General features: G+C 60.2%; 18 protein-coding genes and 3 tRNA genes. 3 read left to right on the forward strand and 18 right to left on the reverse strand.

From position 1 onward, the window contains the following. Window positions 1–11: 11 nt before the first annotated feature. The 12 genes from NVS32_RS02825 to NVS32_RS02880 all read right to left on the reverse strand — a co-directional run bounded on the left by NVS32_RS02825 (window position 12) and on the right by NVS32_RS02880 (window position 14,294). Window positions 12–3,206, reverse strand: coding sequence for a DEAD/DEAH box helicase (locus NVS32_RS02825; RefSeq protein WP_258498558.1), 3,195 nt, complete (start codon window positions 3,204–3,206; stop codon window positions 12–14). 206 nt (window positions 3,207–3,412) lie between these two features. Then, window positions 3,413–4,573, reverse strand: a complete 1,161-nt coding sequence (locus tag NVS32_RS02830) for an ATP-binding protein (RefSeq protein WP_258498559.1) — start codon at window positions 4,571–4,573, stop codon at window positions 3,413–3,415. A gap of 186 nt (window positions 4,574–4,759) precedes the next feature. Then, window positions 4,760–6,022: an AlbA family DNA-binding domain-containing protein gene (locus tag NVS32_RS02835; RefSeq protein WP_258498560.1), complete on the reverse strand. Its 1,263-nt coding sequence runs from the start codon at window positions 6,020–6,022 to the stop codon at window positions 4,760–4,762. A 127-nt stretch (window positions 6,023–6,149) separates the two neighbouring features. After that, window positions 6,150–6,225: transfer RNA gene (locus NVS32_RS02840), tRNA-Arg, on the reverse strand. 52 nt (window positions 6,226–6,277) lie between these two features. Next, window positions 6,278–7,033 carry a hypothetical protein gene (locus NVS32_RS02845; protein WP_258498561.1) on the reverse strand — a complete coding sequence of 252 codons (756 nt, stop codon included), beginning with the start codon at window positions 7,031–7,033 and terminating at the stop codon, window positions 6,278–6,280. Then, on the reverse strand, window positions 7,020–7,916 hold the full coding sequence (locus tag NVS32_RS02850) for a phosphoribosylaminoimidazolesuccinocarboxamide synthase (protein WP_258498562.1): 897 nt from the start codon (window positions 7,914–7,916) through the stop codon (window positions 7,020–7,022). The genes NVS32_RS02845 and NVS32_RS02850 overlap by 14 nt, the downstream gene beginning before the upstream one ends. Before the next feature lie 111 nt (window positions 7,917–8,027). Further along, window positions 8,028–9,566 carry a HAMP domain-containing sensor histidine kinase gene (locus NVS32_RS02855; RefSeq protein ID WP_368407203.1) on the reverse strand — a complete coding sequence of 513 codons (1,539 nt, stop codon included), beginning with the start codon at window positions 9,564–9,566 and terminating at the stop codon, window positions 8,028–8,030. 9 nt (window positions 9,567–9,575) lie between these two features. Then, the gene (locus NVS32_RS02860; RefSeq protein WP_032110099.1) at window positions 9,576–10,313 is read right to left on the reverse strand and encodes a response regulator; all 738 of its coding nucleotides are present in this window, start codon (window positions 10,311–10,313) and stop codon (window positions 9,576–9,578) included. A gap of 103 nt (window positions 10,314–10,416) precedes the next feature. Further along, window positions 10,417–11,658 carry a Tat pathway signal protein gene (locus NVS32_RS02865; protein ID WP_258498563.1) on the reverse strand — a complete coding sequence of 414 codons (1,242 nt, stop codon included), beginning with the start codon at window positions 11,656–11,658 and terminating at the stop codon, window positions 10,417–10,419. A gap of 9 nt (window positions 11,659–11,667) precedes the next feature. After that, window positions 11,668–11,934 carry a TIGR03905 family TSCPD domain-containing protein gene (locus NVS32_RS02870; RefSeq protein ID WP_258498564.1) on the reverse strand — a complete coding sequence of 89 codons (267 nt, stop codon included), beginning with the start codon at window positions 11,932–11,934 and terminating at the stop codon, window positions 11,668–11,670. A gap of 52 nt (window positions 11,935–11,986) precedes the next feature. Then, entirely contained in the window at window positions 11,987–13,333 is a 1,347-nt protein-coding gene (gene purB, locus NVS32_RS02875) for an adenylosuccinate lyase (protein ID WP_258498565.1), read from the reverse strand. Window positions 13,334–13,385: 52 nt separating this feature from the next. Then, window positions 13,386–14,294, reverse strand: coding sequence for a hypothetical protein (locus tag NVS32_RS02880; RefSeq protein WP_258498566.1), 909 nt, complete (start codon window positions 14,292–14,294; stop codon window positions 13,386–13,388). 385 nt (window positions 14,295–14,679) lie between these two features. Between NVS32_RS02880 and NVS32_RS02885 the strand changes: the two genes are divergently transcribed. After that, window positions 14,680–16,314 carry a ComEC/Rec2 family competence protein gene (locus NVS32_RS02885; protein ID WP_258498567.1) on the forward strand — a complete coding sequence of 545 codons (1,635 nt, stop codon included), beginning with the start codon at window positions 14,680–14,682 and terminating at the stop codon, window positions 16,312–16,314. A gap of 41 nt (window positions 16,315–16,355) precedes the next feature. Further along, on the forward strand, window positions 16,356–16,574 hold the full coding sequence (locus NVS32_RS02890) for a DUF3006 domain-containing protein (RefSeq protein WP_258498568.1): 219 nt from the start codon (window positions 16,356–16,358) through the stop codon (window positions 16,572–16,574). A gap of 118 nt (window positions 16,575–16,692) precedes the next feature. Here the strand turns inward: NVS32_RS02890 and argH are convergent, their stop codons facing one another. The 6 genes from argH to NVS32_RS02920 all read right to left on the reverse strand — a co-directional run bounded on the left by argH (window position 16,693) and on the right by NVS32_RS02920 (window position 22,048). Then, window positions 16,693–18,078: an argininosuccinate lyase gene (argH, locus tag NVS32_RS02895; protein ID WP_258498569.1), complete on the reverse strand. Its 1,386-nt coding sequence runs from the start codon at window positions 18,076–18,078 to the stop codon at window positions 16,693–16,695. A 158-nt stretch (window positions 18,079–18,236) separates the two neighbouring features. Then, a complete protein-coding gene (locus NVS32_RS02900; RefSeq protein ID WP_258498570.1) occupies window positions 18,237–19,457 on the reverse strand; it encodes an argininosuccinate synthase in 1,221 nt (406 codons plus the stop codon). Window positions 19,458–19,952: 495 nt separating this feature from the next. Further along, window positions 19,953–20,028, reverse strand: a tRNA-Lys gene (locus tag NVS32_RS02905). Between the two features lie 57 nt (window positions 20,029–20,085). Next, complete coding sequence (locus NVS32_RS02910; protein ID WP_258498571.1) at window positions 20,086–21,366, reverse strand: aminopeptidase; 1,281 nt, start codon at window positions 21,364–21,366, stop codon at window positions 20,086–20,088. A gap of 103 nt (window positions 21,367–21,469) precedes the next feature. Next, a tRNA-Gly gene (locus NVS32_RS02915) sits at window positions 21,470–21,544 on the reverse strand. Between the two features lie 129 nt (window positions 21,545–21,673). Beyond that, window positions 21,674–22,048, reverse strand: a complete 375-nt coding sequence (locus tag NVS32_RS02920; RefSeq protein ID WP_258498572.1) for a 3-hydroxyisobutyrate dehydrogenase — start codon at window positions 22,046–22,048, stop codon at window positions 21,674–21,676. Between the two features lie 259 nt (window positions 22,049–22,307). Here NVS32_RS02920 and NVS32_RS02925 point away from each other — a divergent pair, with 259 nt between their 5' ends. Beyond that, window positions 22,308–26,360, forward strand: a complete 4,053-nt coding sequence (locus tag NVS32_RS02925) for a SpaA isopeptide-forming pilin-related protein (RefSeq protein ID WP_258498573.1) — start codon at window positions 22,308–22,310, stop codon at window positions 26,358–26,360. The last annotated feature ends 63 nt before the right edge of the window (window positions 26,361–26,423 follow it).

Below are 26,423 nucleotides of genomic sequence, written 5' to 3' on the forward strand. Positions count from 1 at the left end.
CAGCAGCCCCCTTAGCTTGCGAGCTTGTTTGTCTTGGGCAGGAACTTTGCGGGAATCGGACGCCGTAGGCGCCATATGATAGTCATAGGTCTTGAACCGCTATGACTAACGGGATCTACGAGTCCCAGGAACGTGTATGGTTGCGTTCCATATGAATCCTTGCTGTATTCGCGAACGAACAGGGCGACCCTGGTTTTCCTTTGCTGCTCCTCATCCCACTGGCGTATGTAGCGCCTGCCGACCGTTGAATCTGCTGACGTCTTGTTCTGACTCTGCCAATGGAAGAGCGTCTCGCTTATTGAATAGTCTTCGTACATGGTCGATGGAGAGTATTCCTTCTCGGACTTGTTGAGAGTGTTCACAAGCACGTCAATGGCCTTGTCCTTGACGTAGGAGACTCCCTCGCGCACGTTCTGCGGATCCATACGATCCATCGCAACAAAGATCTGATCCCTCGTGTACTGGCAGTGGAGACTGAGCGGGCAGTCAAAGCCCAGGTCAACCTCCTCGTCTACGAAATCAATCTCGCCCTTCCTCAGTTCTAGCAGGTCACGCAGCTCTTGAGAGAGCGTGCGGTTCTCGCAGACCCTGCGCATGCACTCGGCCGCATTGGCAAAGGATCTGTCTCTAAAGGAGTTTGGCCAGACGGTGATCTGGAACATGTTGAGCATTCGCCGCTCGCGCGGGGAGCACGTCTCCCAATCGAGCCCTTCTGGGTCCTTGAGGCATGCAATCAGACAGTCAATCCAATTGCGCGAATCGATGGAGCACAACCTCATGAGCGCCTTTGTGAGGTCGCTCTCATCTGGATCATGGAAGTCCTCCCTCACCCCAGCTTCGACACAGAGACGAGAGAAGGACGCGTGTTTGTAGATGTCTCGCACATCCAGGTGGTGGTGGGCCACAAAGTTCGCAAAGGTAAGGGGTAGGCCCAAGTCCGCCTCGAAGGTTCGTATCGCAGCGACAATTGCCGGCTTGCCGCCAAGGGCATATCTGATGTTGTCGAGCACATGTTGCTGAGCAATGCGCTCCAGGTGGATGTAGCAGCCCTTTGGCGCAGCTGTAAAGCCATTCTTTACCTGCCGCTCTATAGGGTCGGTCGTTTGCTCGAGAAGCGCCTTGAATCGGCTCTGGAAATCGAACCTGCGGTTCTGCCCGCCAATAAAGTCGAGGACGGTCAGGCACTCCTTGCCATCCGAGAGTCGCAGACCACGGCCAAGCTGCTGGAGAAACACAGTCAGAGACTGTGTTGGTCGCAGGAAAAGCACCGTATCAATCTCGGGGATGTCCACGCCCTCGTTGAAGAGGTCGACGGTAAAGATGAACTTTATTCTCCCCTCCACGAGGCAGGCTCGCGCAGAAGCACGCTCTTCCTGCGGAGCATCCGACGTCAACGCAATCGAGGGAATCCCAAGGTGCGAGAACTGCTCGGCCATGAACTTGGCATGGGCCTTGCTCACACAAAAGCCCAGCCCATGTATGCCGTCAATGTCCGTCACGTACTTCTCGACAGAACGAGCCACCAGCTGAGCTCTTCTTTTCGCGTTCTCTGTCTCGAACACGTAGACTCGCTCAAGGTCACTCTCGTCATAGCCTCCGCGGCTCCACCTGACCGACGTTAGGTCAACCGTATCGTCGGTAACACCAAAGTAGCTAAAAGGGCACAGGAGCTTGCGATCGATTGCCTCTGGAAGACGAATCTCAGCCGCAACGCGATTGTCAAACCACGGGAGAATGCTCTTGCCGTCGGCTCGCTCTGGGGTGGCCGTCAGGCCAAGCAGTACCTTTGGCGTGAAGTGCTCTAACAGGGCCTGGTACGATTCAGCAGCACCGTGATGTATTTCGTCGACAATGATGTAGTCGTAGTAGGTTGGTGTGATGACGTCCGTAAGGTTGCGGGAGTTTATCGTCTGTATCGAGACAAACAGGTGGTCAAGGCTATCCGGGCTGTTGTAGTTGCCGACAAACAGCTCACCAAAGTTCTGGTCGTGAAGAATGCCCCTGAAGCACGCAATCGACTGCTCGAGGATCTCCCTTCGGTGCGCCACGAAGAGCAGCCGCGCCGGACGACCATCGTTATACCGCTTGCAGTAGTTGCGGTAATCAAAAGCAGCGATGACCGTCTTTCCAGTACCAGTTGCAGCCACTACGAGGTTGCGCCAACATCCGCGGACCTCGCGCTCTGCCTGAAGCTTGTCTAGGATTCTCTGCTGGTAGGGATAGGGGGTGACGTCGAATGAGTAGCTTATGGCCCCCAGGCCCTGCTGCGAATCGCGACCCTTCTCGTGCTGGATGGCTGCCACAAGTTTTGCCTGGTCGTCGGGCAAATAGTCTTCGAACTCCGGTTGGTTCCAGTACGTCTCGAACGTTGCCTCAACCTTGTTGAGCGTATCTGGCTGGTCAGCGCGACTGATCTTTAAGTTCCACTCCAGGCCACTAGAAATGGCAGGGTTTGAGAGGTTGGAAGATCCAACGTACGCAGTAGTAAAGCCGGTGTTGCGCCTGAAAACATAGGCCTTGGCATGCAGCCTGGTTCGTGAGGTGTCATAGGAGATTTTTACTTGAGCCCCAGGCAGCTTGGCCAGTTCTGTCACGGCTTTAGGATCGGTTGCACCCATATAGCTCGTGGTGATTATCTTGAGCTCTCCCCCACGACCGGCAAAGGCACGCAGCTCGTCCATGATGAGGCGAAGCCCGCTCCATTTAATGAACGAGACAAGCATGAGAATCTGATCCGCGGATTCAATCTCTTTCTTGAGCTCGGTGTAGAGCTGCGGCTCGTGCGCCGATCCCGTAAAGAGCGAGGTCCTTGCGATGGAGGTGTCCGGCCTCACAAAGCTGAGCGTGCGACCCGTTGCGGGGCCAACGGAGTTCATGCGGTCTCTAACAGAAAGGAGCTGTCTGGCAGGCGAGTCAACCTCATCGGCAGCAATGGACAACCCAAGCTCGGGGTCATCTGGCGAGACGCTCTCCGCCATATTCTTGATAATAGAATTAACGATCTTCACCTGACGTTGAAGAGCGTCCTTCCCACTAACCCCATCGAGCGACTGGCGCACGGCCCTCTCGACATATGCCGAGAGGATACGAGATGCCTCGGCGGAATCGATGTTCCCCTCGAAGACGTCTTGCGAAGAAGATGCCTCGTTGATCTTGCCCCTAAGCGCCTGGCTAATGGTCTGCTCATATAGCCCTGGCTTCAGCATGTTTGCTCCTGTTGGATCTGAGGTTATAGCATCACGAATTTCGAGGTGCACATGCATCCAGGATCGACAATGGCGACGAGAAATGCAAGGAACTATGCACGGCAGGGGGTGAGAGGGACAAACGCCCGGTTGTCTCTGAGGCCGGCACTCGACCGTGCGTACTTCTCGTTCAGGCAGTTATCCGGAAAGCGAGCAGACCCGCCCCCCTAGCTCATCTCGAGCCAAGTCGCAATGTTTCTCACCAGCGCACCATCTGCCTCGAAATTCCCTTCAGCGCGCTCCACAACAAAGCGTCGCTCACGAGGTATGCCAATCTCATCGCCAACGGCATGCAGGTACCGAGTAAAGCTACTTCGATAGGTCTGCGACGATTTGATTTCTGCCAGGAAAGCTCGATCGGGATCGGTCAGGTCAACCAAGTCTACTTCGGCTTTGTTTTCGTCACGATAGAAGTAGAGGTCAGGTTCCCTGCCTGCATTGAGGTGTGTCTTCATCCGCTCCTCAACCACGAAGTTTTCGAACACTACCCCTAAGTACGGACTCGTGAGCAGCTGGCTTAGCGTTCGAATACGCAGCAGGTAGCACAGCAAGCCAGTGTCATAGAAGTAGAGCTTGGGAGTCTTGGTAAGGCGCTTTCTCAGGTTTGCATGGTATGGCCTTAGCCGAAATACGATATAGCTCGACTCGAGCATGGAAAGCCAAGAGTTGATGGACTCCCTCGAAACGCCCGCATCACTTGAAAGGCGCGAGACATTGATTAGGCTCCCGGCACATTGAGCGCAGAGCCCCAGTAGCGTTCTGTAAGAAGAGAGGTTCTTCACGCCAAGATAATCTCGAACATCGCGCTCTACGTACGTCTCAATATATGCCGAATAGAATGTCTCCGCCGGAATGTCAACGTCATAGAGCCGCGGGTACCCGCCTCTCAACATGAAGGAATCAGACGTAAGGTTGCCATCCCCCGCCCTGGCCTCCAAGAACGATAGCGGCAGCAGTTTGAGCAGACCAACCCTTCCTGCCAATGACTGCGTGATCTGCTTGAGGAGCAAGAAGTTCTGCGACCCAGAGAGAACGTACTGTCCGGGCTCGTTGCTCTCGTCAGAAGCAACTTGAATCATCGAGAACAACTCCGGAGCAAGCTGCACCTCGTCTATTACAAGGCGATTTGGTCGGTTTCTTATGAAGCCGACGGGGTCGCTGAGGGCTTGCTGCCGAGTCTGCGGATTCTCCAGATTGACGTACGTGTAATCAGAGAAGACCTCTCTTACAAGGGTGGACTTGCCGCTCTGGCGTGGGCCGGTGACCGAGACTACAGGAAACCAGTTTGATAGCTGAAGAGCACGTGATGCCATGTTTCTTGGAATCATCTGGCCTCCAACCTTGAGCAACCATCACACATTTGCAAGATAGATGTTTCCTAAATTGTAAGGTAAGAACTTCCACAATTGCAAGGTTTGTTGCTCCACAATTGTAAGGTACGTGCGTTCGACGCTGCACCGCTCGAGGCAGCTGCGCGGGCGGTGCCGAGGCCCGCGCCGTCCTGGACCTCTCCCCTACCGTTCCCCGCTAGTGCTGAGCAGCGCGTTTACCAGCTCAACGTCCTCCGGGTCGGGCGAGCCAAGCGGCAGGCCGCACGCCTCAAAGAAGTGGCTGCCCGCAAATTGACGCGCACGGAACGTGTCGTGTGCGCCGTCGTCGAGGTAGCGAATGCGCGATATGCAGTCGGTAGTCGCGCAATAGAGGGCACCGTGCCGCACCGCGTAGCTGAGGTACGTCTCGTTTTCGGACCACAGCATGACCCCGGCCATGTGCTCAAGCTCGTACGCCACCGCGAACTCCCGCCAAGAGAGACCGCGCAGCCGCACATAGCGATCGATCAGCGATGCCATTCTCGTCACGCGACGCAGCGTGGCCGTGGCGTCCATCAGGCGAGCATCCGGACGCGGCGAGAAGAGGGTGCGCTCCGCAAGAGCCCTTAGGGCTTGCTCGCGCTCATCTCCCGTTACCATAACCGCGGGCACCGAGAGCTTCATTGACTCGTTGGGGAGGAGCTCGATTGCCGAATGTGCAACGACCGTCTCGTCTCGCTGAGAAGTTCTAAACACAAGGCTGTCGTGCGCGTGCTGGATGCGGCAGCCAATCCCATAGCAGTCGAAGGCCGCGCGCATTGCGGCGGCTCCCTCGTTGATGCTCGCGCGCGAGTTTGCCTCGTCGGCCTCCGGGCCGAGCCTGAAGAGGTAGAGGTCAAAGAGGGCAACGGGGTCTGCCGCGTCATCGGCCATGGGATAGTAGACCGTCCGGCGACAAAACCGACGCACGTCCAAGCGTCGGCTTGTCGCGCGGTCGTAGAGGTCTACCAGCGCTGTTCCGTCCGCCGGCCCGGAGGTTGAGCCCTCGCGTATCTCGACGATGCCGTCGGCAACGTATGGCGGAAAGTCTCCCTCGTCCACGCGCACGAGAATTACGCCATGGCCATCATCCGTAGGGTCTGCAAGGAAACGGACCTCAAAGTGGGGCGCCGGCGAGACGTGTCGGCGGCAGAGCTCGCCAATCACCTGGCTAACGTCTGCGGTACCCCGCGGAACGGGCACAACCTCGCGAGAATCGTCCGCGATGCCAATCACCAGCCATCCACCGCGCGAGTTGGAGAACGAGGCAACAATCTTGGGAATCTTCCGACGCACGCTGGGACCAAAGGTCTGCTTGAACTCCAGGGCAAAGCCCTCCTCGAGCTCCGAGAGCTGGGACAGATCCTCCCAGGTCACATCGCCGATTGCTTTGGGTCGACCTTGTTCGTCGCGAAACGGGCTAAACATGGTTCCCCCTTCGCCGGTGGTTGCGAGGTAACAGCACGATGGTCGCGACTTGAGTTTAGCGCTCAAGGCCAGCCATACAAAAGCAAGCAGGTCAGAGCCCCTAAAGGCCCTGACCTGCGACAATACGTGGTGCCCCCGGGCCGATTCGAACGGCCGACACCAGGTTTAGGAAACCTGTGCTCTATCCCCTGAGCTACGAGGGCGTGCGAGAAGACATTCTACCATCGAAAAACGGCATATGCCACGGTACGCGCGCTACTTCTTCTTGTTGGCGCGGCGCTCTTTGGCTGCTTCCTTCTCGGCCAGACGCGCGGCGTCTGCGGCGTTCTCGCGGCGGCGCTGCTCCTCGAAGAGCTCGGCGAGCTTCTTGTCGCTGTAGCTGGCAACCTTGCGCTCGGCCGCCTTGCGAACGGGGCGACGCACGCGCCAGTCGTACACAAAGGCGCCGATGATCAGGCCGTACGCAAGCACCAGCGACGCCACGGACGCTATGCCCACGATGGTCTGGTAGTTCGTGCTGTCGGCGGGGAACGCCCACACCAGAATCAGCGATACGATGGTCATGCCAAAGCCCACGCCAATGAGAATCCACCACGTGCGGTCGGTGCGGCGGTACTCCTCGTTAGAACGGAGGATGAGGTCATAGCCACGCTGGCGGAAGTCCTCCTCCTCGCGCTGGCGGCGCTTCTCCTCCTTGCGGGCCTCCTTCTGCTCCGGCGACCCACCGCCGCCAAAGAGCCCGCCACCCATGCCAGGGGTCGATCCGGATGACGACGCCGCGCGAACCGTCGAGGCGGCTTCGCGGCTGGGCTTGGCACCGGCCGCGGAGCTGTGATAGCTCCTGGTGGTCATGGGGTCGCGCTTCTCGGCCTCGTCCTTGCCGGACTTCTCGGCCTTTGCGCCACGATCGGGCTTCTCGGCCTTGGGTGCGGCGGACTTGACGTTACCGCTCAGGCCGCCGGCCTCCTGCGCCTCCTTGCGGGCGCCGTCGATGGTATCACGCAGTGACATGGGACTCCTTCATGGGCTCGAACTCGTGGCCGGTGATGATCTGGAACGCCTCCTGGTAGCGGCTGGACGTTCCCTCGATGACGTCTTGAGGCAGGTGGGGCGGCTCGCCGATCATGTCCCAGTTTGCCTTGAGCCAGTCACGCACGTACTGCTTGTCGTAGCTGGGCTGGACGCAGCCGGGCTGGTAGCCCTCGGCAGGCCAGAAGCGGCTGGAGTCCGGCGTGAGGCACTCGTCGATAAGCGTGAGCTTGTCGTCGATGAAGCCAAACTCGAACTTGGTGTCGGCGATGATGATGCCGCGCGTGGCAGCGTACTCGGCAGCAGCCTTGTAGATGGCGAGAGAGGCATCGTGCAGCTGGGTCGCGGTCTCCTCACCCACAATTTGGGCACAGCGCTCAAAGGAGATGTTCTCGTCGTGGTCGCCCAGGGCCGCCTTGGTCGACGGGGTGAAGATGGGCTCGGGAAGCTTGGAGGCCTCCACCAGGCCATCGGGCAGCTTGATGCCGCAGACGGTGCCGTTGGTGTCGTAGGTCTTCTTGCCGGAGCCGGTGAGGTATCCGCGCACGATGCACTCGATGGGGATGGTCTTGGCCTTCTTGACCAGCATAGAGCGACCGGCCAGGTAGCTTGCATAGCGGTGGTACTCGGCGGGGTAGTCGGCCACATCCATCGAGATCATGTGGTTGGGCATGAGGTCGGCAAAGCGCTCGAACCAGAAGGCCGAGATGCGCGTGAGAATCTCGCCCTTGTAGGGGATCTCGTCCGGAAGGATGTAGTCAAACGCGCTGATGCGATCCGACGCAACCATGAGCAGGGCGTCCCCGCAGTCATAGATGTCGCGGACCTTGCCATGGGAATCCGGGCGAAGCTCGATGTCTGCCACGATAGACCTCGTTTCCTGTTGATAGTGCGCCCGCTGGTCAGGCACGCAGTGAGTAGTGTAGCGCACGGCCGGTAACGTCGAGCACATCAGGGTAACCGTGTCGCAGTACCCCTACTTCTCCTGCTGCTTCTCCTGCAGCGCCTGCTTGAGGTTGCGGCGGCCACGGTTGAGCGGCACGCGGATGGTAAACGTGGTGCCCTTGCCCAGCTCGGAATCAACCGAGATGGTGCCGTTGTGCCGGTCCACAATCTCCTTGGTAATCGAGAGTCCAACGCCCAAGCCACCCGAGACGCGCTCGCGGCTCACGTCAGAGCGCCAGAAGCGCGAGAAGGTCTGGGGGATGTCCTCCTTGGCGATGCCAATGCCCGTGTCGCGCACCGAGATGATGGCGTCCGAGTGGTCCGAACTCACTGAGACAACAACCCAACCGTCTTCGTCGGTGTAGCGCATGGCATTGCTCATGAGGTTGACCACGGCTTCGCGAATGAGGTCCGGATCGACGTCCGCCTGGCACTCACCGTGAGCAGTGTCATCCTTAAAGCGCAGGTGCAAGCCCTTCTCGTGGAAGAGCTGGTGCTGGGAGCTCACCAGGCTCTTGACCAGGTAGACCACATCGGTTCGCTCAATCTTGAGCTCGGTGGTGCCGTTCTCGAGACGCGAGAGCTTGAGCATGGCGTCGACAAGGCGAGAGAGGCGGCGCGTCTCGGACGCAAGGGTCTCCAGGTGCTCGTCGTCTGCCGGCAGCACGCCGTCCTGCATGGCCTCGACGGTCGCGAGGATGGCCATGAGGGGCGTGCGCAGCTCATGCGCAACGTCGCTGGTAAGACGGTGCTCGAGCTTGAGGTCCTTCTCAAGCGAGGTTGCCATGTCATCGAAGGTCTCGCCCAGCTGGCCAATCTCATCTGTTCCGCGCACGCCGGTGCGGGCAGTAAGATCACCGTTCCTGATTTGCGATGCAGTGCGCGTGATGCGCTGAATTGGCTTGGTGAGAGAGCGCGAGACAAAATACCCAATGATCACCGCGAGCACAACCGCAATGGCGGCAGCCGCGGCGATGGCGCTGTAGGAGCTCTCCCGGAACTTTGCGTCCGAGGACGTGAGAAGCGCGTCCGAGCCAAAGGCCCACAGCCGGACCGTACCCACCGTCTTGCCCTTTGCGTCCACCACGCTGGCCGTGACCACAGACTCCGATGCTGTGGGTACCGCAGTCGTCCCCGTGTTGACACCGGAATCCCCGTGGTGAGACGCGTCTACCGAGTCGTCATAGAGAACGTTGCCGTCCTCGTCCAGCACCTGAAGGCTCACATCTGGCGATGAGACCGAGATGGACGACGCGTTGGCGATGACCTCTGGCGTCCAAGCCCCAGCCGCGTCGTACCCAATGGCAAGCGTATCTGCCGCCGATTGGGCAAGCGACTGCATGTTGCTCCTGGTATAGGCCTTGAACTGGCTCTCCCAGACAACCGCCAGAACCATTACGAAGATGGCCGCCGTCATGACTGCGGTAAGCGCGAACGAGATGGCCATCTTGGTGGAGTAGGTCCAGCTGTGCTTGGGATCAGGCTTTATCGTGTTAAACGAGCCGCGGCCCGTAGCGACTTCAGAGCCGCCATTGGCCGCGCGCTCGTTACTTGGTCCATGCGAGGCCACGATGGCCTCCTACTCGGCTTTAGCCTTGGCCGCCTTGGCCTTATCATCGGCCTGGGGAGCCTCGAAGCGATAGCCCACGCCGTGAACGGTGTAAAGCCAACGCGGGTTGCGCGGATCATCGCCCAGCTTGGCGCGCAGGTTCTTGACGTGGGAGTCGATGGTGCGCTCGTAGCCCTCGAAGTCGTAGCCAAGGACCTTCTCGACCAGCTCCATGCGGGTGTAGACGCGACCGGGATAGCGTGCAAGCGTGGTGAGGAGCTTGAATTCGGAGGCAGTGAGGTCAACCTCCTTGCCCTCGACCATAACCTTGTGGCCAGAGATGTCGATTACCAGGTCCCCAAAGTCCAGGACCTCGAGCTGAGGCTCGGTCTCGGTGTGGGCGCGACGAAGCAGTGCGCGCACGCGGGCAATGAGCTCACGCGGCGAGAAGGGCTTGATGAGATAGTCGTCGGCACCAAGCTCGAGGCCAATGACGCGATCCTCGACTTCGCCCTTTGCGGTGAGCATGATGATGGGCACGTTGGATGTCTCGCGGATGGCACGGCACACGCGCTCGCCAGAGAGCTTGGGAAGCATGAGGTCGAGAATCACGAGGTCAAACGAGTGCTTCTCGAACTCCTCGACGGCGCTCTGGCCGTCGCCGACGCCACGCACGATATAGTTCTCGTGGTCGAGATAGGCAGCAACGACGTCTCGAATTGCCTTCTCGTCTTCTACCAGCAGAATCTTCTTCTCGTCCGAAGCCATGCGGCCTCCTTTATGCTTAGATGTACTCGGTGATTAGATAAACCCACCGTTTCCATACTAGTTCCATAGTAGTGTACCCCACTAGCCCCTAAGTCCAACCAGGCTATAGGGGGAAGGTTCTCACAATTACGGAAGCGGGGTAGCCGGTAGTGGCGTCCTTGACCGACGAGAACGTCACAAAGGTGTTGCACTCGCCAACGCGCGCCGGGTACTCGCCATAATCCACGCTTCGGTCGACCGACGAGAGCACGCTGTACGTTTGGTCCGCGGCGTTAACCACAATGTATGATGAACGGCTCTTTATGAAGTAGACTCCATTCTTGCCGGCAGCAGCGCATTCGAATGGCTCGCGGGAGAGGTAGAGGAAGTCGCTGCCATCACTAGAGCCAATGTAAGTGCCCATGTTGCCGAGGAGACCACCCGAGCTGTAGTTGGCCTCGACGGAGACCACGAACTTCTCGCCCATGCGGCAGGCGCGGAAGGGTTTTACCGAGGCAGGCATCACGAGCTGGTCGACCTTGGTTTTGAGACCGTCATCGATGGTGTAGGCAGTGACGCCGTAGTAGGTCCCCTCGCTTGCACGAACATGGGGAGTGAGAACCACCCAGTCCCCGCAGACGGTGGGCGCTGTGGCAAAGCGTCCCGGAGACTCAACAACCGCCTGGGCGTCTGAGGCACCAACGGTCCACAGATAGCAATAGGAGCTCTCGGCAGTCTTTGAGCCAGAAGAGGAGGGCTGCACTTGCCAGATGACCGAAGTGCCGCTGCAAGCAACAAGCGCGGGATCCCAGTCTGAATCTGCCTGCCAGAGAGTCTTGGTCTCACCCATGAGGGCGCCGTTCGAAAAGGCAGAGGCAAAGAGGCTCCACTCGCGGGTAATCATGTCCAGCTCGACCCAAGCGTAGACCGAGTCCGAGCACGCCACGCTGTAGATGACCGAGGTTGTGGTGCCCGTGACGGTCTTGGTGACCACCTCCTTGAGCTCGCCAGAAGAGGTGGAAAACGCGGAGGCGATTACCATGGGGGTGGCGGAGGCCCCTGCCGTAGTGACGGGAAGCCACACGCCCTCTGCCGGGTGGAGGACGTTGCCCAGAGGCAGCGTCCACTGGTTGCTCGCAGAGTAGGGCAGGTTTACTGAGGTAAAGGCGTCGAGGATGCTCGTGCCCGTGTCCTCTGAGACGTTGACGGGCTCAGCCGTATCTGCTGTGTCCTCTGCGGTGTTTGTGCAGCCCGCGAGGACACCAATGGTTGCAGCGGCAGATGCGGCCGCGACGCCCGTCTTGAAGAACGAGCGCCGAGAGATGCCCGCATGGCGAGATGATTGCGTGTGGCGATGGCCCAGCACGTCGAGCCCCTAGACACGCGCCGCAGCCTGGGCCTCGCGCAGCGCGTGGCTCAGCTGATCTGCACAGGAGGTGCGGCGAGGGCCGCAGGTGTTGCCGTCAAGAATGTTTGCGATCTGGTCGACGGGCTGGCCCTTGACCAACTTACCAATGGCTTTGAGGTTACCGTTGCAGCCGCCCTCAAAGGTGACGCCCTCGATGGTGGTGCCATCGTCGCTAAGGTCAACGTGGATGGCCTGCGAGCAGACACCCCGTGGCCTGAAGTCGTAGTGGAACATGGGTCCCCTTCTTGTTGGTCATGCGTAATGCAGGTGGCGCCAATCTGGCAGCCTACTCGAACTCCAGCTTCTCCAGGCGATCAAAGACTACGTCCTTGCGCACAAGGAAGCTCTGCGGGTCGAAGATTGCATCCAGCTGCTGCGAGGTAAGGGTGCAGCGACTGTCTGCCGCAAGCTTGTCCTTGAAGGACGTGCCCGGCGTGCAGTCCTGGACTTCGTGCCAGGTAGCCATGGCGTCATCCTGCACGATCTTGTAGGCCTCCTCACGCGTGATGCCGGTCTCGACAAGAGCGAGCAGGACCTTGCTCGAGTAGATGAGGCCCCGGGTCTTGTTGAGGTTGGCGAGCATGCGCTGCGGATAGAGCAGTAGACCGTCCACGATGCGGATGAGGCACTGGAACATGTGATCGAGCGCGATGAAGCTGTCTGCCTGCGCAACGCGCTCGGCAGAGGAGTGCGAGATGTCGCGCTCGTGCCACAGGGCCACGTCGTCAAAGGCAACCTGGGCATTGGCCTTCACGACACGAGAGAGGCCGCAGACCTTCTCGGCGGTGATGGGGTTGCGCTTGTGGGGCATGGCCGAGCTGCCCTTCTGACCCTTGCGGAAGGGCTCCTCCACCTCGAGGGTGTCGGTGCGCTGAAGGTTGCGAATCTCTGTGGCAATGCGCTCGCAGGTGGCCGCCGTGGTGGCAAGGACGCCGGCAAGGTAGGCGTGGTGGTCGCGAGAAATGACCTGCGTAGAGAGCGGGTCATGCACCAGGCCAAGGTGCTCGCAGACGTACTCCTCGACAAAGGGGTCGATGGAGCTATACGTGCCAACCGCACCAGAGATGGCACCAAAGGCCACGTTTGCGCGGGCGTCCTTGAGGCGATCGTAATCGCGCTTGAGCTCCCAGGCCCAGCTGCCAAACTTCATGCCAAAGGTCATGGGCTCGGCGTGAATGCCGTGGGTGCGGCCAACGCAGAGGGTCTCTCGCTCCTCGAAGGCACGGCGCTTGCAAATCTCACCGAGCTTCTTGCAGTCATCAAGAAGAATGTCCGTTGCCTGGACCAGCTGGTAGCACAGCGCAGTGTCGCCAAGGTCCGAGCTGGTCATGCCAAAGTGGACCCAGCGGCTAGGCTTTGGGTCGCCTTCGGGGACGTCTGCGTCGATGTGACGGCCCATATCCGTGAGAAAGGCAATCACATCATGGTTGGTGACGGCCTCGATGGCATCGACCTCATCCTTGTCGAAGGCGGCGTGGTTGCGAATCCAGGCGGCCTCCTCCTTGGTGATGCCAATCTTGCCGAGCTCGGCTTGTGCCTCGCATGCGAGGACCTCGATCTCTTGCCAGATGGCGTACTTGTTCTCCAGCGAGAAGATGTGGCCCATCTCGGGACGGGTATAGCGATCGATCATCTGCGTTCCTTTCGCAGCGAGGTCTTTGATGCTTTGATTCTACCGCGGCGGCTTACTTGGATGTGGAGGCACGGTGCCGCTTGACGGCTCCACGCGCGGCAGAGCTCGCCCCACGCACGGCCGATCCCACCACCCCTTGCGCCTTTGACACGTAGCCCGTAAGGTCTGCACCGGTAAACAGCTTGATGAGCCAGAAGTAGAGCAGGAGCACAGCAAGGGGCACCAGGCAGGACGTCACGATACTCATAGCCACGGCGTCAACAAGACTGTTGAGCTGCTCTCCCACGGCATTGGCAGCATCCGCCGCACCAGAGGCCAGCGCATCGACCCCGCTGGATATGGCAGACCCCAGCATCTCAAGAATGTTCTGGCTCTCCTCGGTGTCTTGGTTGGTGTTGTCCTCGTAGACGGTCTCGCTCGTCTGGTTGGCCTCTTGGCTTGCCTTCTCTGCCAGCAGGGACGTCTGGTACTGGGTGGTGATGTTTTGGGTGATGCCCGTGCTCACCGGCACAAGCGTTACAAGTGCCAAGGCCACAACCAAGAGCTTGACGCCCCAGACAAACAGAACCCGGCTGGGGCTCCACCTCCCGCGAAGCCACATCCACAGGCACAGGAGGAAGATCCCGGCGGGCACGAACCACCTAAAGGCAATGAGCCCAAAGGTGGTAAGGAGAAACTTCTCGAGGTAGATGATGGCGAGAACCACTGCAAGCTTGCCCGAGAGGTCTGCCAGCTGGTTGGCAATGGGCGTGCCCACGTCATCTGGGATGGCTGAGACCGCCACCGATGCCGTTGTGGCGGTTGCGACAAGCCCAAGAGCGGTGCTCTTCTGGCTGTCGAGCGTCTCGTTGACGCTCGTGTATGTCTCTGGGGCCGAGAAGTGCGTTGCCACGGGAAACGCCGAGACCAGTGCCAGCACTGCGAGCACCACCGTCACAATCACGCGGGCACGCCTGCTCATCCAACTTGGTCCAGGACCCATCTGAGATGGTGGCAGGTAATCAGGCCCTTCAACCTCAAGTGGTTCTGTTGTAGGCAAAACCTGCCGCATCCTTCCGTTGACGTAATGGCTATCCATGCGTCCCCCCATTCTGCAGACGGAAAATAGAACATTTGTTCTCATAGTTCATACTACAGCACAGCGTCGACAATACCAGCTGGACGGCTTGGTTTTCCGGCAAGCGGCGCCGGATTGCCCAGAGCCACACGCGTTAGCCAATTGCCGACCAGCCCTCCCATTACCGCGCTGGCAGAGAACACGTCTCGACACCCCTGAAGAAAGCCTATAAATACTTGAACAAAAGCACTGGTTTGGTAGCTCAGGCAGCATTTGGGAGACACGACCAATGAAGATGAGAAGGAAGCCGCGAGCAGAGCGCGCCACAGGCGCCAAGGGCAAGCACCGTCTCAAGAGGGGGCTCCTCGTAGCCCTTGCCATCTTTGTCTTCTTCTGTGTTGTTGGTGCCATTGCGGGCGGTGGAACCTCACAGGACACCAGCCCCACCGTTCAACCCACGCAGGTCTCACAGGAAGCGCCGAGCACGGGAACGCTCGCGCTCACGGCAAGCAGCGACCAGTCATTTGATGCTACCGGAGCCAAGGCCTGGGCAACCGTAACCAATGAAGACGGAGAAGCCCAGACCATCGAGCTCTCCTTCTCGGGCGATGTCACCAAGGACATCGATGCCGGCACGTATACCGTAGCCCCCGCCAGCCGCTACCTCCTGGCTGCAGACGGCACGCTCATCGAGAGCGATTCTAGTGCTACCGTCAATCTTGATAACGGTGCATCCGCTAACGCAGACGTCTCGTACACGGCAAGCAACCTCTCTGCCATGAGTGACGCGGACATAGATGCCGCCATAGAGAGCGCAGCTTCTTTCATGTCCCAGCACATGGACGCCAGCGAGGTTGATTCCCTCAAGGCTGGGGCGCTAGCCAAGAAGCCCGCGCCCCAGCCTGCAGGGCCGCTCAAGGCACACTTTATCGACGTTGGCCAGGGCGACTCCGAGTTCATCGAGCTTCCCGACGGCAAGACCCTGCTCATAGACGGTGGCCCTACGGACGCCGGCGAGAAGGTCCTCTCGTACATCAAAGATTTGGGATACTCGCGCATAGACTACGTGGTTGCCACCCATCCCCATGAGGACCACATTGGCGGTCTGACCACGGTAATCTCGTCTCTAGACGTGGGCGAGCTCTGGGCGCCTGACGCTTCCACCAACACGGAGACCTTTGAGAACTTCCTCGATGCCATAGAATCGCGCGGCATCGAGACCCACGGCGCATCTGCAGGCAAGTCCATTGGCGACAGTGACTTGTACTCGATTCAGATCCTTGGGCCGCAGGGTGGCGCCTCTTACGACGACCTCAACGACGCCTCCGCCATTGTGCTTTTGACCTATGGGCAGAACAGGTTCCTCTTCACGGGAGACGCTTCCTCAAGCCTTATCTCGCAAGCGTGTAACACCCACGTCGACGTGCTCAAGGTAGGACACCACGGGAGCAGAACCTCGACCAACGCGGCCCTGGCAACAAGCCTGAGTCCCACCTATGCCGTTATCTCCTACGGCATTGGCAACTCCTACGGCCACCCAACCCAAGAGGCGCTCGACGCGCTCTCGGGGACAACGGTCTACGGAACGGGCGTCAACGGCACCGTGACCATAGAGTCCGACGGCACGAGCCTCTCTGCCAGCGCCGAGAAAGACGGAACCGTTGTGGCCGGGGACACAGACTCCGGAAGCGAGCCCAGCGATTCCACGGGCGCTGCTGCCACGGGTGCGGCGGCCGCCGGAGCAACCGGCAGCCAAACCGCTGCCGGCGACGGCTCCGACCCCACCGTCTACACAACAAAAACCGGAGGAAAGTACCATCGAGAGGGTTGCCAGTACCTTAGGAAGAGCAAGATTCCCATAAGCCTTTCCGAGGCCAAGGCGCAGGGACTCGAACCTTGTTCCAAGTGTCATCCGCCAACCTAGGCCGGGACCATCCGCTTGATACGCGCAGAAAGGAGCGTCGCATGGAACGAGTCATCGTGGACCGTTTTGAAGGCAACGTCGCCGTTGTGGAGGCGGGTCTGGGTCACATGCGCAATGTGTCGCGATCGCAGCTTCCGCCGGGAACCCGCGAGGGTGACGTTCTCATGTTTGACGGGCGCGCATACCACAAGAACGCTGAGGCCACGGGCGAGAGAAGCGCCGCGATGCGCTCGCGCACGCACAGGCTCTTCGGGGACTAGCGCGCTTTTTCAGCGGATCACAACGTCCCGTTCGATAGTGCCTTTTCATGCAGACACAGCAGCGGGGCGGGCACGCAACAACGTGTCCGCCCCACATTGTTTCCCGGCCTAGGAAGCCCTACCGACCCTCGTCGGCTGCCAGGCGCTCCTTGGCCTCGCCAAGCTGTGCGCGCACGGCCGCCTCACCCGTACCGCCATAGGTCACGCGGGCATTGGCAATGCCCGCAGGATCAAGGTCCTGGGCAATGTCATCCCCAAAGAGGGGGCTCGCCGCCTGGAACTCCTCTGCCGTCAGGTCCTCAAGACCCTTTCCGTGCTTCTCACAGTAGAGCACCAGCTTACCCACAACCTCATGCGCCTCGCGGAAGGGCATGCCCTTCTTGGCCAGGTAGTCGGCAACATCCGTGGCAGCGGTGAAGCCCTTGCCTGCCTGCGCAAGCATGGTGCTGGCGTTCACGGTCATGGTCTCGAGCATCCCGGAGGCAATCGCCATGCAGTCGAGCAAGGTCTTGGCCGCATCGGCAGGGCCCTCTTTGCACTCCTGGAGGTCCTTGTTGTAGGCAAGCGGGAGCGACTTCATGGTGGTGAGCAGCGCCATGAGGTCACCGTAGACACGGCCGGTCTTGCCGCGCGTAAGCTCGGCAAAGTCTGGGTTCTTCTTCTGCGGCATGATGGACGAGCCGGTGGAGTAGCTGTCCGAGAGCGTGATGAAGCCAAACTCCGTGCTGCTCCACAGGACGATCTCCTCGCACAGGCGCGAGAGGTGCATCATGCTTACGGCGCAGGCGTAGTCGAGGTCGAGCAGGTAGTCGCGGTCCGAGACGGCGTCCATCGAGTTGGGAATCGCATGGTCAAAGCCCAGGAGCCGGGTAGTGTAGTCGCGGTCGAGCGGATAGGTGGTGCCAGTAAGCGCAGCCGATCCCAGCGGGTTGGCGTCGGCTGCAGTGCGAGCAGCGACAAGACGTGTGTAGTCGCGCGAGAACATCCAGAAGTACGCCAGCATGTGGTGCGAGAAGAGCACTGGCTGCGCGTGCTGCAGGTGCGTGTACCCCGGCATCACCACGCCCAGGTTCTTCTCGGCAACGCTCAATAGAGTGCGACGCAGCTCGACGTTACCCTCGAGAAGCTCCGCGCAGAGCCGCTTGGCGTAGAGACGTATGTCGGTCGCCACCTGGTCGTTGCGCGAGCGGCCCGTGTGAAGGCGCGCGCCAGGCGTACCGATGTCTGCGGTGAGGGCCTTCTCGACGGCCATGTGGACGTCCTCGTCGTTAACGTCCCAGGCAAAGGTGCCGTTCGCAATCTCCCCCGAGATCTTCTCCAGGCCAGCGTCGATGGCTGCGGCATCGTCGCCGGAGATGATACCCTGCTTGGCCAGCATCTTGGCGTGCGCGCGAGAGCCCTTGATGTCCTCCTGCGCCATGGCCTTGTCGTCCTCGAGCGATGCGCCAAACTCCTGCGTGAAGGCATCGACGCCCTTCTCGAACCTACCGCCCCACAGTGCCATGCGTGCCCCTCTCGATACCGTGCCAGTGTGCCTGCTAGCTTACCGCAACAGCTCGCGGAAACGAGCTGGTAGAAAAGCCGCCGCCGGGAACCCCGACGGCGGCAGCGCTTTCCGCGTGCTTCTCGGACAGGCCGAGTCTATCCTGCCCGATAGCGAATCTACTGCAGCTTGGAGCCGGGGCCCTGGACGCGAGACCAGGTCTTGGACTGCAGGCCGTGGATGGTGATGAAGCCCTTGGAGGCCGTGTGGTCAAAGGTGTCGCCCTCGTCGTAGGTGGCCAGGTTGTAATCGTACAGGCTGTACGGCGAGCGCAGGCCGTCGACGAACAGGCCACCCTTGCAGAGCTTGATGCGCACCTCGCCAGTGACGTACTTCTGGGTGTAAGCGTTGTACGCGTCGATGGCCTCGCGGTTCTGCGAGTACCAGAGGCCGCGGTAGACCGTGGAAGCCCACTCGACGTCGAGCTTGGCCTTCTGCTTCAGGGTCTCGGCGTCGAGGCACAGGGTCTCGAGCGACTGGTGGGCCTGGATGAGCAGCAGAGCGGCGGGGCACTCGTAGCACTCGCGGCTCTTGATGCCCACGACGCGGTCCTCGATCATGTCGATGCGGCCAAAGCCGTTGCGACCGGCAATCTCGTTGGCCTCGATGATGCAGTCGAGCAGCGATAGCTTCTCGCCGTTGATCGAGACGGGCAGGCCGCCCTCAAAGCCAATAACCACGGTCTCGGGGTCGGCGGGGCAGTCCTCGGGGTTCTTGGTCATCGTCCAGATGTCCGCGGGCGGCTCGTTCCAGGTGTCCTCGAGCACGCCGCACTCGATGGCGCGGCCCCACAGGTTGTCGTCGATGGAGTAGGGCTTCTTGTGGGTGGTGGGCACGGGCACGCCGTGGGCCTTGGCCCACTCCATCTCGGAGTCACGCGTGGTGAGATCCCACTCGCGCACAGGCGCGATGATCTCGAGGGACGGGTCAAGCGCACGGATGGAGGTCTCGAAGCGCACCTGGTCGTTGCCCTTGCCAGTGCAGCCGTGAGCGATGTACTTGGCACCGTACTCGTGCGCGATGTCCACGAGGTGCTTGGAGATGATGGGGCGAGAAAGCGCGGAGAGCAGCGGGTAGATGCCCTCGTACTTGCCGTTTGCCCAGATGGCCTTGGAGACGATTGTCTCGGCGTACTCCTCGCGCATGTCGACTGCCTCGGAGGCGATGGCGCCCATGTCGAGGGCCTTCTGCTTGATCCAGGAGAGGTCCTTCTCGTCCTGGCCTACGTTGCCGCAGATGGCGATGACGTCCATGTTCTTCTCGACCTGCAGCCACTTCACGATGACGGACGTGTCCAGACCACCGGAATACGCGAGGACGACCTTTTCCTTCTCAGCCATGTTGGTGCACCTTTCTGTTGTTGGGCCTTGATACCCCTTGCAGACATGCGAACAAACGAGCGCCGTGGTTGTTTCGCGACGTCACGAAGGGCCCCCGATCGTGCCGGGCACTGCTGGGTGCCTTGTCTAGAACTGTCTGTGACGAGTAGGACGACAAGAACCTATGCCAGCGCACGCGACATCGCGGGGCTGATTCGTCGGTTCTGGCGTCGAAGGGAGACCATGCCATGGCTGCGTGCAGTGCAAATCATGCGTTGGTCACCCCTTCAAAAAGTGGCGCGCGATATCTCGCGCGGCTGTCGTTGCTATGCGCGACTATAGGCCCGCATGGGGTGGGCTGGCAAGCACGATCGAGAAAAGATTTCTGCTTGAAACAAACGGAGATACGGCAGCGAGGCGTTAGGCGGCCGCTACATACTTGGCACACCTGTTGGCGCACTTAACTTGTCTAAATAAAAAGGTCAACGAGATATGCTCGCTGACCTTTGTTTTTAGTGGTGCGCCCTGAGGGGGTCGAACCCTCGACCTTGGGATTAAAAGTCCCCTGCTCTACCAACTGAGCTAAGAGCGCATGTCGTGGCCAAAGCCACGTTAGCAGCGCAATTCTACCACGTGCCGAAGGCTGCCCCTACTCCCAGGGCCACTGGCCGTTGATGAACACCGGTGTCTCGGTACCATCGGCGGAGACGCCCCAGATGTTGAGGTCATCGGAGCCAACCATGAAGTCAACGTGCGTGTGGCTCTGGTTGACGCCGGCGGCCATGAGCTGGTCCTTGTCCATCGAGAGGCCATCCTTCACGCACTCGGGGAAGCCCATGCCAAGCGCAAGGTGGCAGCTGGCGTTCTCGTCGTACAGGGTGTCATAGAAGAGGATCCCGCTCTGGCGGATGGGCGTGTTCTTAGAGACAAGCGCCACCTCGCCCAGGCGTACGGCATCCTCGTCCGTCTCGAGGATGTGCTGCAGGACATCCTTGCCCGCCTTGGCACCGTAGTCCACCACGGCACCGCCCTCGAAGCGCAGCCAGAAGTCACGAACGGTCTGCCCGTTGTGTACCAGCGGCAACGCGGAATACACAACGCCATCGACGCGCATGCGGTCGGGGGAGGTAAAGACCTCCTCGGTGGGGATATTGGGAAAGAAGACCGTGCCATCTTGGAGCCGGCCGGCGCCGCCCTCCCAGATGTGGCCCTCGGTAAGGCCAACCGTAAGGTTGGTGCCGTTGGAGGACTCATAGCGCAGCGCCGAGTAGTGCTTGCGATTGAGCATGCGCTTGGTCTGCTCAAACGAGGCGTTGTGCGTCTCCCAAGCGCTCTCGGGATCGTCTCCCTCGGCACGGGACGTCTCGAGGATGGCAACCCACAGGCGGTAGACCGCCTCGGCCGGGGAGAGCTCGGGGAATACCTCGCGAGCCCACGCGCTTACGGGAACGCCTGCAATGCACCAGGCGTTGCGCCCAAAGTCCATGCCATTGCGGAAGGACTTGCACTGCTCGTTGCGGGCGCGCGATGCGGTGGCCGGCTTGGCGGGGTCAATGCCCTTGAGCGACGACGGATCAGAGCCCTCGAGGAAGAGAAACGCGGCCCCGGCCTCTGCCAGGGAGTTGAGCTGCTCGCGCTGCCAGGAGGGAACCGTCTCGAACCATGCGGTTGGGACGTTCTCATAGGTCATCCGCGTCACCTGGTCGTCGTGCCAGATGACCGTCACGTGACCTGCGCCAACGCGATATGCAGCACGGACAACCCTGCGTGCAAAGTCAGCCCGCTCAACGGGTGCCGAGAGCACCAGCTCCTGCTCGGCATGAAGGGCAACGCCCTTCTTTACCAGCAGGTTTGCGTATCGGTCAAGCTGCTCCGAGATGGCCTCGGTTGCCAGGCGGCATTCTTCGTCCGTCATGGGGATGGCAGTCATGGTAGTTCCTTTCGGGTTTGATACGTGCGTCCATACTTGGACGCTTGCTCTCATATGGGTTAGTACCCATAAAAAGGGCCCCCGAAGGGGCCCGACATATTTCTGGAGCGGGCAACGGGATTCGAACCCGCGGATGATGGCTTGGGAAGCCATTGCCTTACCACTTGGCGATGCCCGCATGCGTGGTGATTCTATCACAGCCTACGGCTGGGGTGGTCTCACTCCACAAGTTGGCCGTTTGGACCTGCGACGAACGCCGTTGGACCGAGAGGCAACGACACCCGGTTGGGCCAGCTGCTCCACGTGGCTACAGATAGACGTCTGCCTCCTCGCGGCCAAACTTGTGCAGCAGCTCATGGCAGGGCCTGCAGGCTGCGCAGTCGCAGAACTTGGCGCCGGCCGCCTTGCGCTTCTCTGCGTGGGCGAGCATCTTGGCGGCACCCTCCTCACCAAAGACCTTCTTTCCCGTGTCGGATCCCGCAAATCCAATCAGGTTGTCGATGGTGGTCTGGTGCGCACTGATGGCGTCGAGCAGCCTGTTTGTGGCAGCGTCGGCGTTGTCGCCCCTGGCAATGGCGTCCTTCCAGGCCTGTGCGGCGCTCTTGGTCTCTGCCGAGGCAGATGGTGCGGCAAGCATCTCTTCGACCTTCGAGGCGGTGTAGTCGAGCAGCTCCTTATCCATTCTGGTTTCCCCTCTCGAAACGTAACGAGCAGTTGTACGGAATAGATATACCCGTCATCGCAACAACTTTCTCGCTACGGGTTTTGGCGAACCAAAGCCCTTTCGTGACACGAGCGTTTTCCCTGTTCAGATGCATAGCCTGAAAGAAAGCTGCCGGCTGCGGGACCGTTGGGTGCCAGCCCGGGGTCAATTTGGCGCAAGCCCCTCTCGGTAGCCTTGGCCTCCCTGATTTAGCCCATCGACACGCAAGGGAGGACGTATGAGACAAGAGCAGGCACGAGAAATCGAAAAGGGCGAACGGCGCGCTCACGTGAGGAGAGACGCACCGCGCTCGAGGCTGATTGGCGGAGACAAGCTGCGGGGCGGCCCTCACGTGGGGCCAGGACACGCGGGGAGGCGCTCGCTGTGGCAGGAGGTCCTGGCAATTGCGCTGGCGGCCGTTCTCGCCGTCGAGCAGCTCATGGGCGGCGGCATCGCGCTAGACGGCATTGCCCTGGCGCAGTCGCCGGCCGCAGGCAACAAAAACATTGGGTACCTGCACAACCCAGACGGCAGTAGATACATTAGCGACCTTCTCGGCGTCACGCGGCAACAGGTTGTGGACGAGCTCTCCACACACGAGCATGACAGCTACTATCTGGGAACCCCCTACAAGGGAGTCCAGGAGACGGGCAACATGCCCCGGCCCAACGGCGATCCAGGCGCTTATTCTCCGGGCATGCAGTGCAACGGTTTTGTCGCCTATGTCCTCAACAAGGTGGGTGGCACGCCGTACCAGACCTTTGTGAACACAAATGTCCATCGAGGGACCTGGACGTCGCTGCTCAACTGGTTTGCCGTTTGCAGCAACAACGACGTAGTCTCGTACACGTTCGACTCCAAGGAGGAGTTGCTGGCATCGGGTCTGCTTCAGAAGGGAGACATCATCTGCGCGGTTCCGTACTCGTCCGTGCTTCAGGCCGGGAAGGACGCCTACGGCAACACCGCCGATGACCACGTAGGATTCTTCTGGGGCAACGCTTCCGGGGAGGACCTCTTCTGGCACTCCGCACATCGGTCAAACGGTATAGGCTCCGGAGACTCGCTCATCAACGGAAACCAGATTTCCGCCATCTCACCCAAGTGCTATCCGTCCTGCTGGGTGCTGTTCCCCATGGGGCCAGCAAACGGCCAGGTGGAGCTTGGCAAACAGTCGGCTAACAAGTCGATCACAGATGGCAATGGCAGCTATTCGCTCCAAGGCGCGCAATACGGCCTCTACTCAGACGAGCAGTGCACACAGCTGGCGCAGTCTGCGACAACGGACGAGAGTGGACACGCCACCTTCGCAAGCGTACCAACGGGCAGCTACTACGTTCGCGAGATATATCCCTCGAAGGGCTACCTGCTTGACAAGCAGGTCTATCCCGTCTCTGTGAGCGCGGGCACAACAACGCAGGTAAAGGGTTCGCCCGTTGATGAGGTACCGGCAAGCGCACCGCACGCCGCCCTCGTGCAGAAGCTCGACGGCAAGACGGGAGGGGTGCCGCAAGGTAACGCTTCGCTGGCGGGGGCGCAGTTCACCGTCTCCTACTATGGGAACACCATCGGAGAGCTATCTGGTAATCCACTTCGTACCTGGGTCTTTGCAACTGACGAGGCTGGCATAGCAGCCTACAGCAACTCCCAGCTCGTGTCTGGAGACCCGCTCTTTGCCAATTCGAGAGGCGAGACGGTCTTCCCCTTGGGTACCTATGGCATCACAGAGACCAAGGCCCCCGAGGGCTACGCGCTCACGGACACGTCCACGCACGTTGCCATCGTTACGCTCGAGAACGGAACCGCCGTCTGGAAGGCCCTCGACGGGTGGAACAACACCAGCGCCGTGAAAGACGTACAGGGCAGAGGTATAAACGACGAGATCCTTCTCGGATCGATACGCGTGGGCAAGATAGACCACCAGCTCAGGGAGGGCGTGGCACAGGGCGATGCCACCCTGGCTGGAGCGCGCTTCCAGGTGCGCAACGTCTCTGACCACACCGTATGCGTGGACAACGTCACCTACGCCGTTGGTGAGGTCATCTCTGACCTTGAGCTGGTGACGGATGCCAGCGGTACGGCAACAAGTGGGAGCGTTCTTCCCTACGGCACCTACGAGCTGCGAGAAGTCCAGCCGCCGGAGGGCTACGAGCTCAACTCTAGCTGGGTGGGCGTTGCTACGGTTACCGGGTCGAAGGACCCGGCCGATGCCGGCACCGTAGACGAGACCGTCGAAAGGCCCCACACGCCTCCCGTGGTTAAGGTGGATATCAACCTGGGCTCAGATGGCCCGCAGGGAGATGCCACCTTCGAGGGAACCGAGGTAAGCATTACCAACGCTTCCGAGGGGGACGTGGTCTACAACGACATGGCCATTGCTCCGGGAGAAGTGGTATGCACGCTCGCCGCCAACGCTGAGGGTAAGTTTCCCATCATCCAGCTCCCCTATGGCACGTACGTCCTCCGGGAGACAAAGGCTCCCGAGGGTTACCTTCTCAACGAGCAGTGGACCAAGACGATCTTGCTTCACGACGAGGGCGAGGAGACCGTCCAGCTTCCTGACACACCCGTCTCCGGAGGGCTCTACCTCGATAAGATCGACCACGAGCTTGCGACATCTGACCCCCAAGGAGACGCGTCTCTTGAGGGAGCGCACTTCCAGATAACCAACGAGTCCAAGCGTCCCGTGGTCATTTCTGGAATCGCCTACGCACCAGGAGAGGTTATCACGGGCATCGATCTTATGACCGACGCTCAGGGCCACGCAACGACAATGGCCAACCAGCTGCCCTATGGCAGCTACTCAGTGCGCGAGGTCGCGGCACCAAAGGGATACCTGCTCAACCAAACCTGGAAGGCAGAGGTGAGCATTACCGAGGAAGGAACCGTGGTCTCGGCTCAAGATCCCGTCAACGACCAGGTCATCCGTGGAGGAGTTCGCGTTGGCAAGGTTGATCGAGAGACTCTGGGCAGCATCCCACTTGGCTCCGCCACGCTTGCGGGCGCCACGTTTGCGGTGACCAACGACTCCTCACATCCCGTTCTTGTCGGCGGTGCCACGATTAACCCGGGTGAAGTTGCCCTCACGCTGACCACAGACGAAAGCGGCACTGCATCTACCAGCACAGACGCACTTCCGTATGGTACCTATACCATTCGAGAGACCGCAGCACCGGCAGGATACCTCTTGGACAGCGAGGCAAGGCTCTGGTCTGCAACGTTCCAAGTGGAGCAGGACGGGAAGATCGTGGACCTTACGAAGCCCGAGGATGCGGCACACGACCAGGTCGTGCGTACGGACATACGTCTTGTGAAGCGTGATGAGGGCTCCCAGAAGCCCATGGTCAACGTCGCATTTCTTGTCACCAGCCTTACCACGGGGGAACGGCACGTTGTGGTAACGGACGAGAACGGCATCTTTGACTCGTCCGTATACCCCCTCGAGAAGCGCACGAACGCAAATGACGCTGCTCTGAGCGAGGAAGGCACAGGCGCAGCGGAGCCCCAGATAGACTCCTCAAAGCTCGACGCCTCAAGCGGCGTGTGGTTTGGTGGAGACGCCAATGCCAATGACAAAGCCATCGAGGGTCTCGCGGCGCTTCCGTACGACCGCTACGAGGTACGGGAGCTGCGATCCGACGCCAACCAAGGGCACGAACTCGTCTCCTTCGAGCTCACCGCCGAGTTCTCCCAATCGCGGCACAATGCGATTCTTGACCTGGGCACCATTGATAACCACGAGGAGCCGGCACCCTCAATACAAACAACGGCAACTGACGAGAAGACCGGCAGGCATGAGGGCGAGGTCCAGGAGAGCACCGGCATCGTGGACGTTGTGGCCTTTGAGGGGCTTGCTCCCGGTACAGACTACAAACTTCGCGGAACGCTTATGGATGCCGAGAGAGGCGAACAAATCCTCGATGCAAGTGGCAACCCTGTCGAGGTAACGCAGCAGTTTGTCCCCACAGAGACAGATGACACCGTTGCGATGCCATTTGAGGTTGCGGGGTCGTCTGTCGAGGGCAAGGAGGTGGTCGTCTTCGAGACCCTCTATCGCGACGGACAGGAAGTTGCATCTCACAAGGACCTGAATGCGCCAAGTCAGACCGTGGACTACCGCGGTGAGGCCCCCTCGGGAGAGACGCAATCCTGGCGTCCCAGCAGCGAAAGCCAGCGAGAAGCAGGTGGCATCCCTCAAACGGGAGACACGACGGCTCGAGTTGCCATCGGGGCCTGCGCGGCACTCGGATGCGCCGGAATCATCCTTGCGCTCTGGCGCAGGAAGAAGAGCTGAGAAGGAAGGCTGCCTCCCGGTATGGGTAGGTGCGGATGCGTAGCGAGAGCGTAAGGGGGCCGG

It is taken from the genome of Tractidigestivibacter montrealensis (genome assembly GCF_024741235.1).
In the GTDB taxonomy this organism is placed as follows: Bacteria; Actinomycetota; Coriobacteriia; order Coriobacteriales; family Atopobiaceae; genus Tractidigestivibacter; species Tractidigestivibacter montrealensis.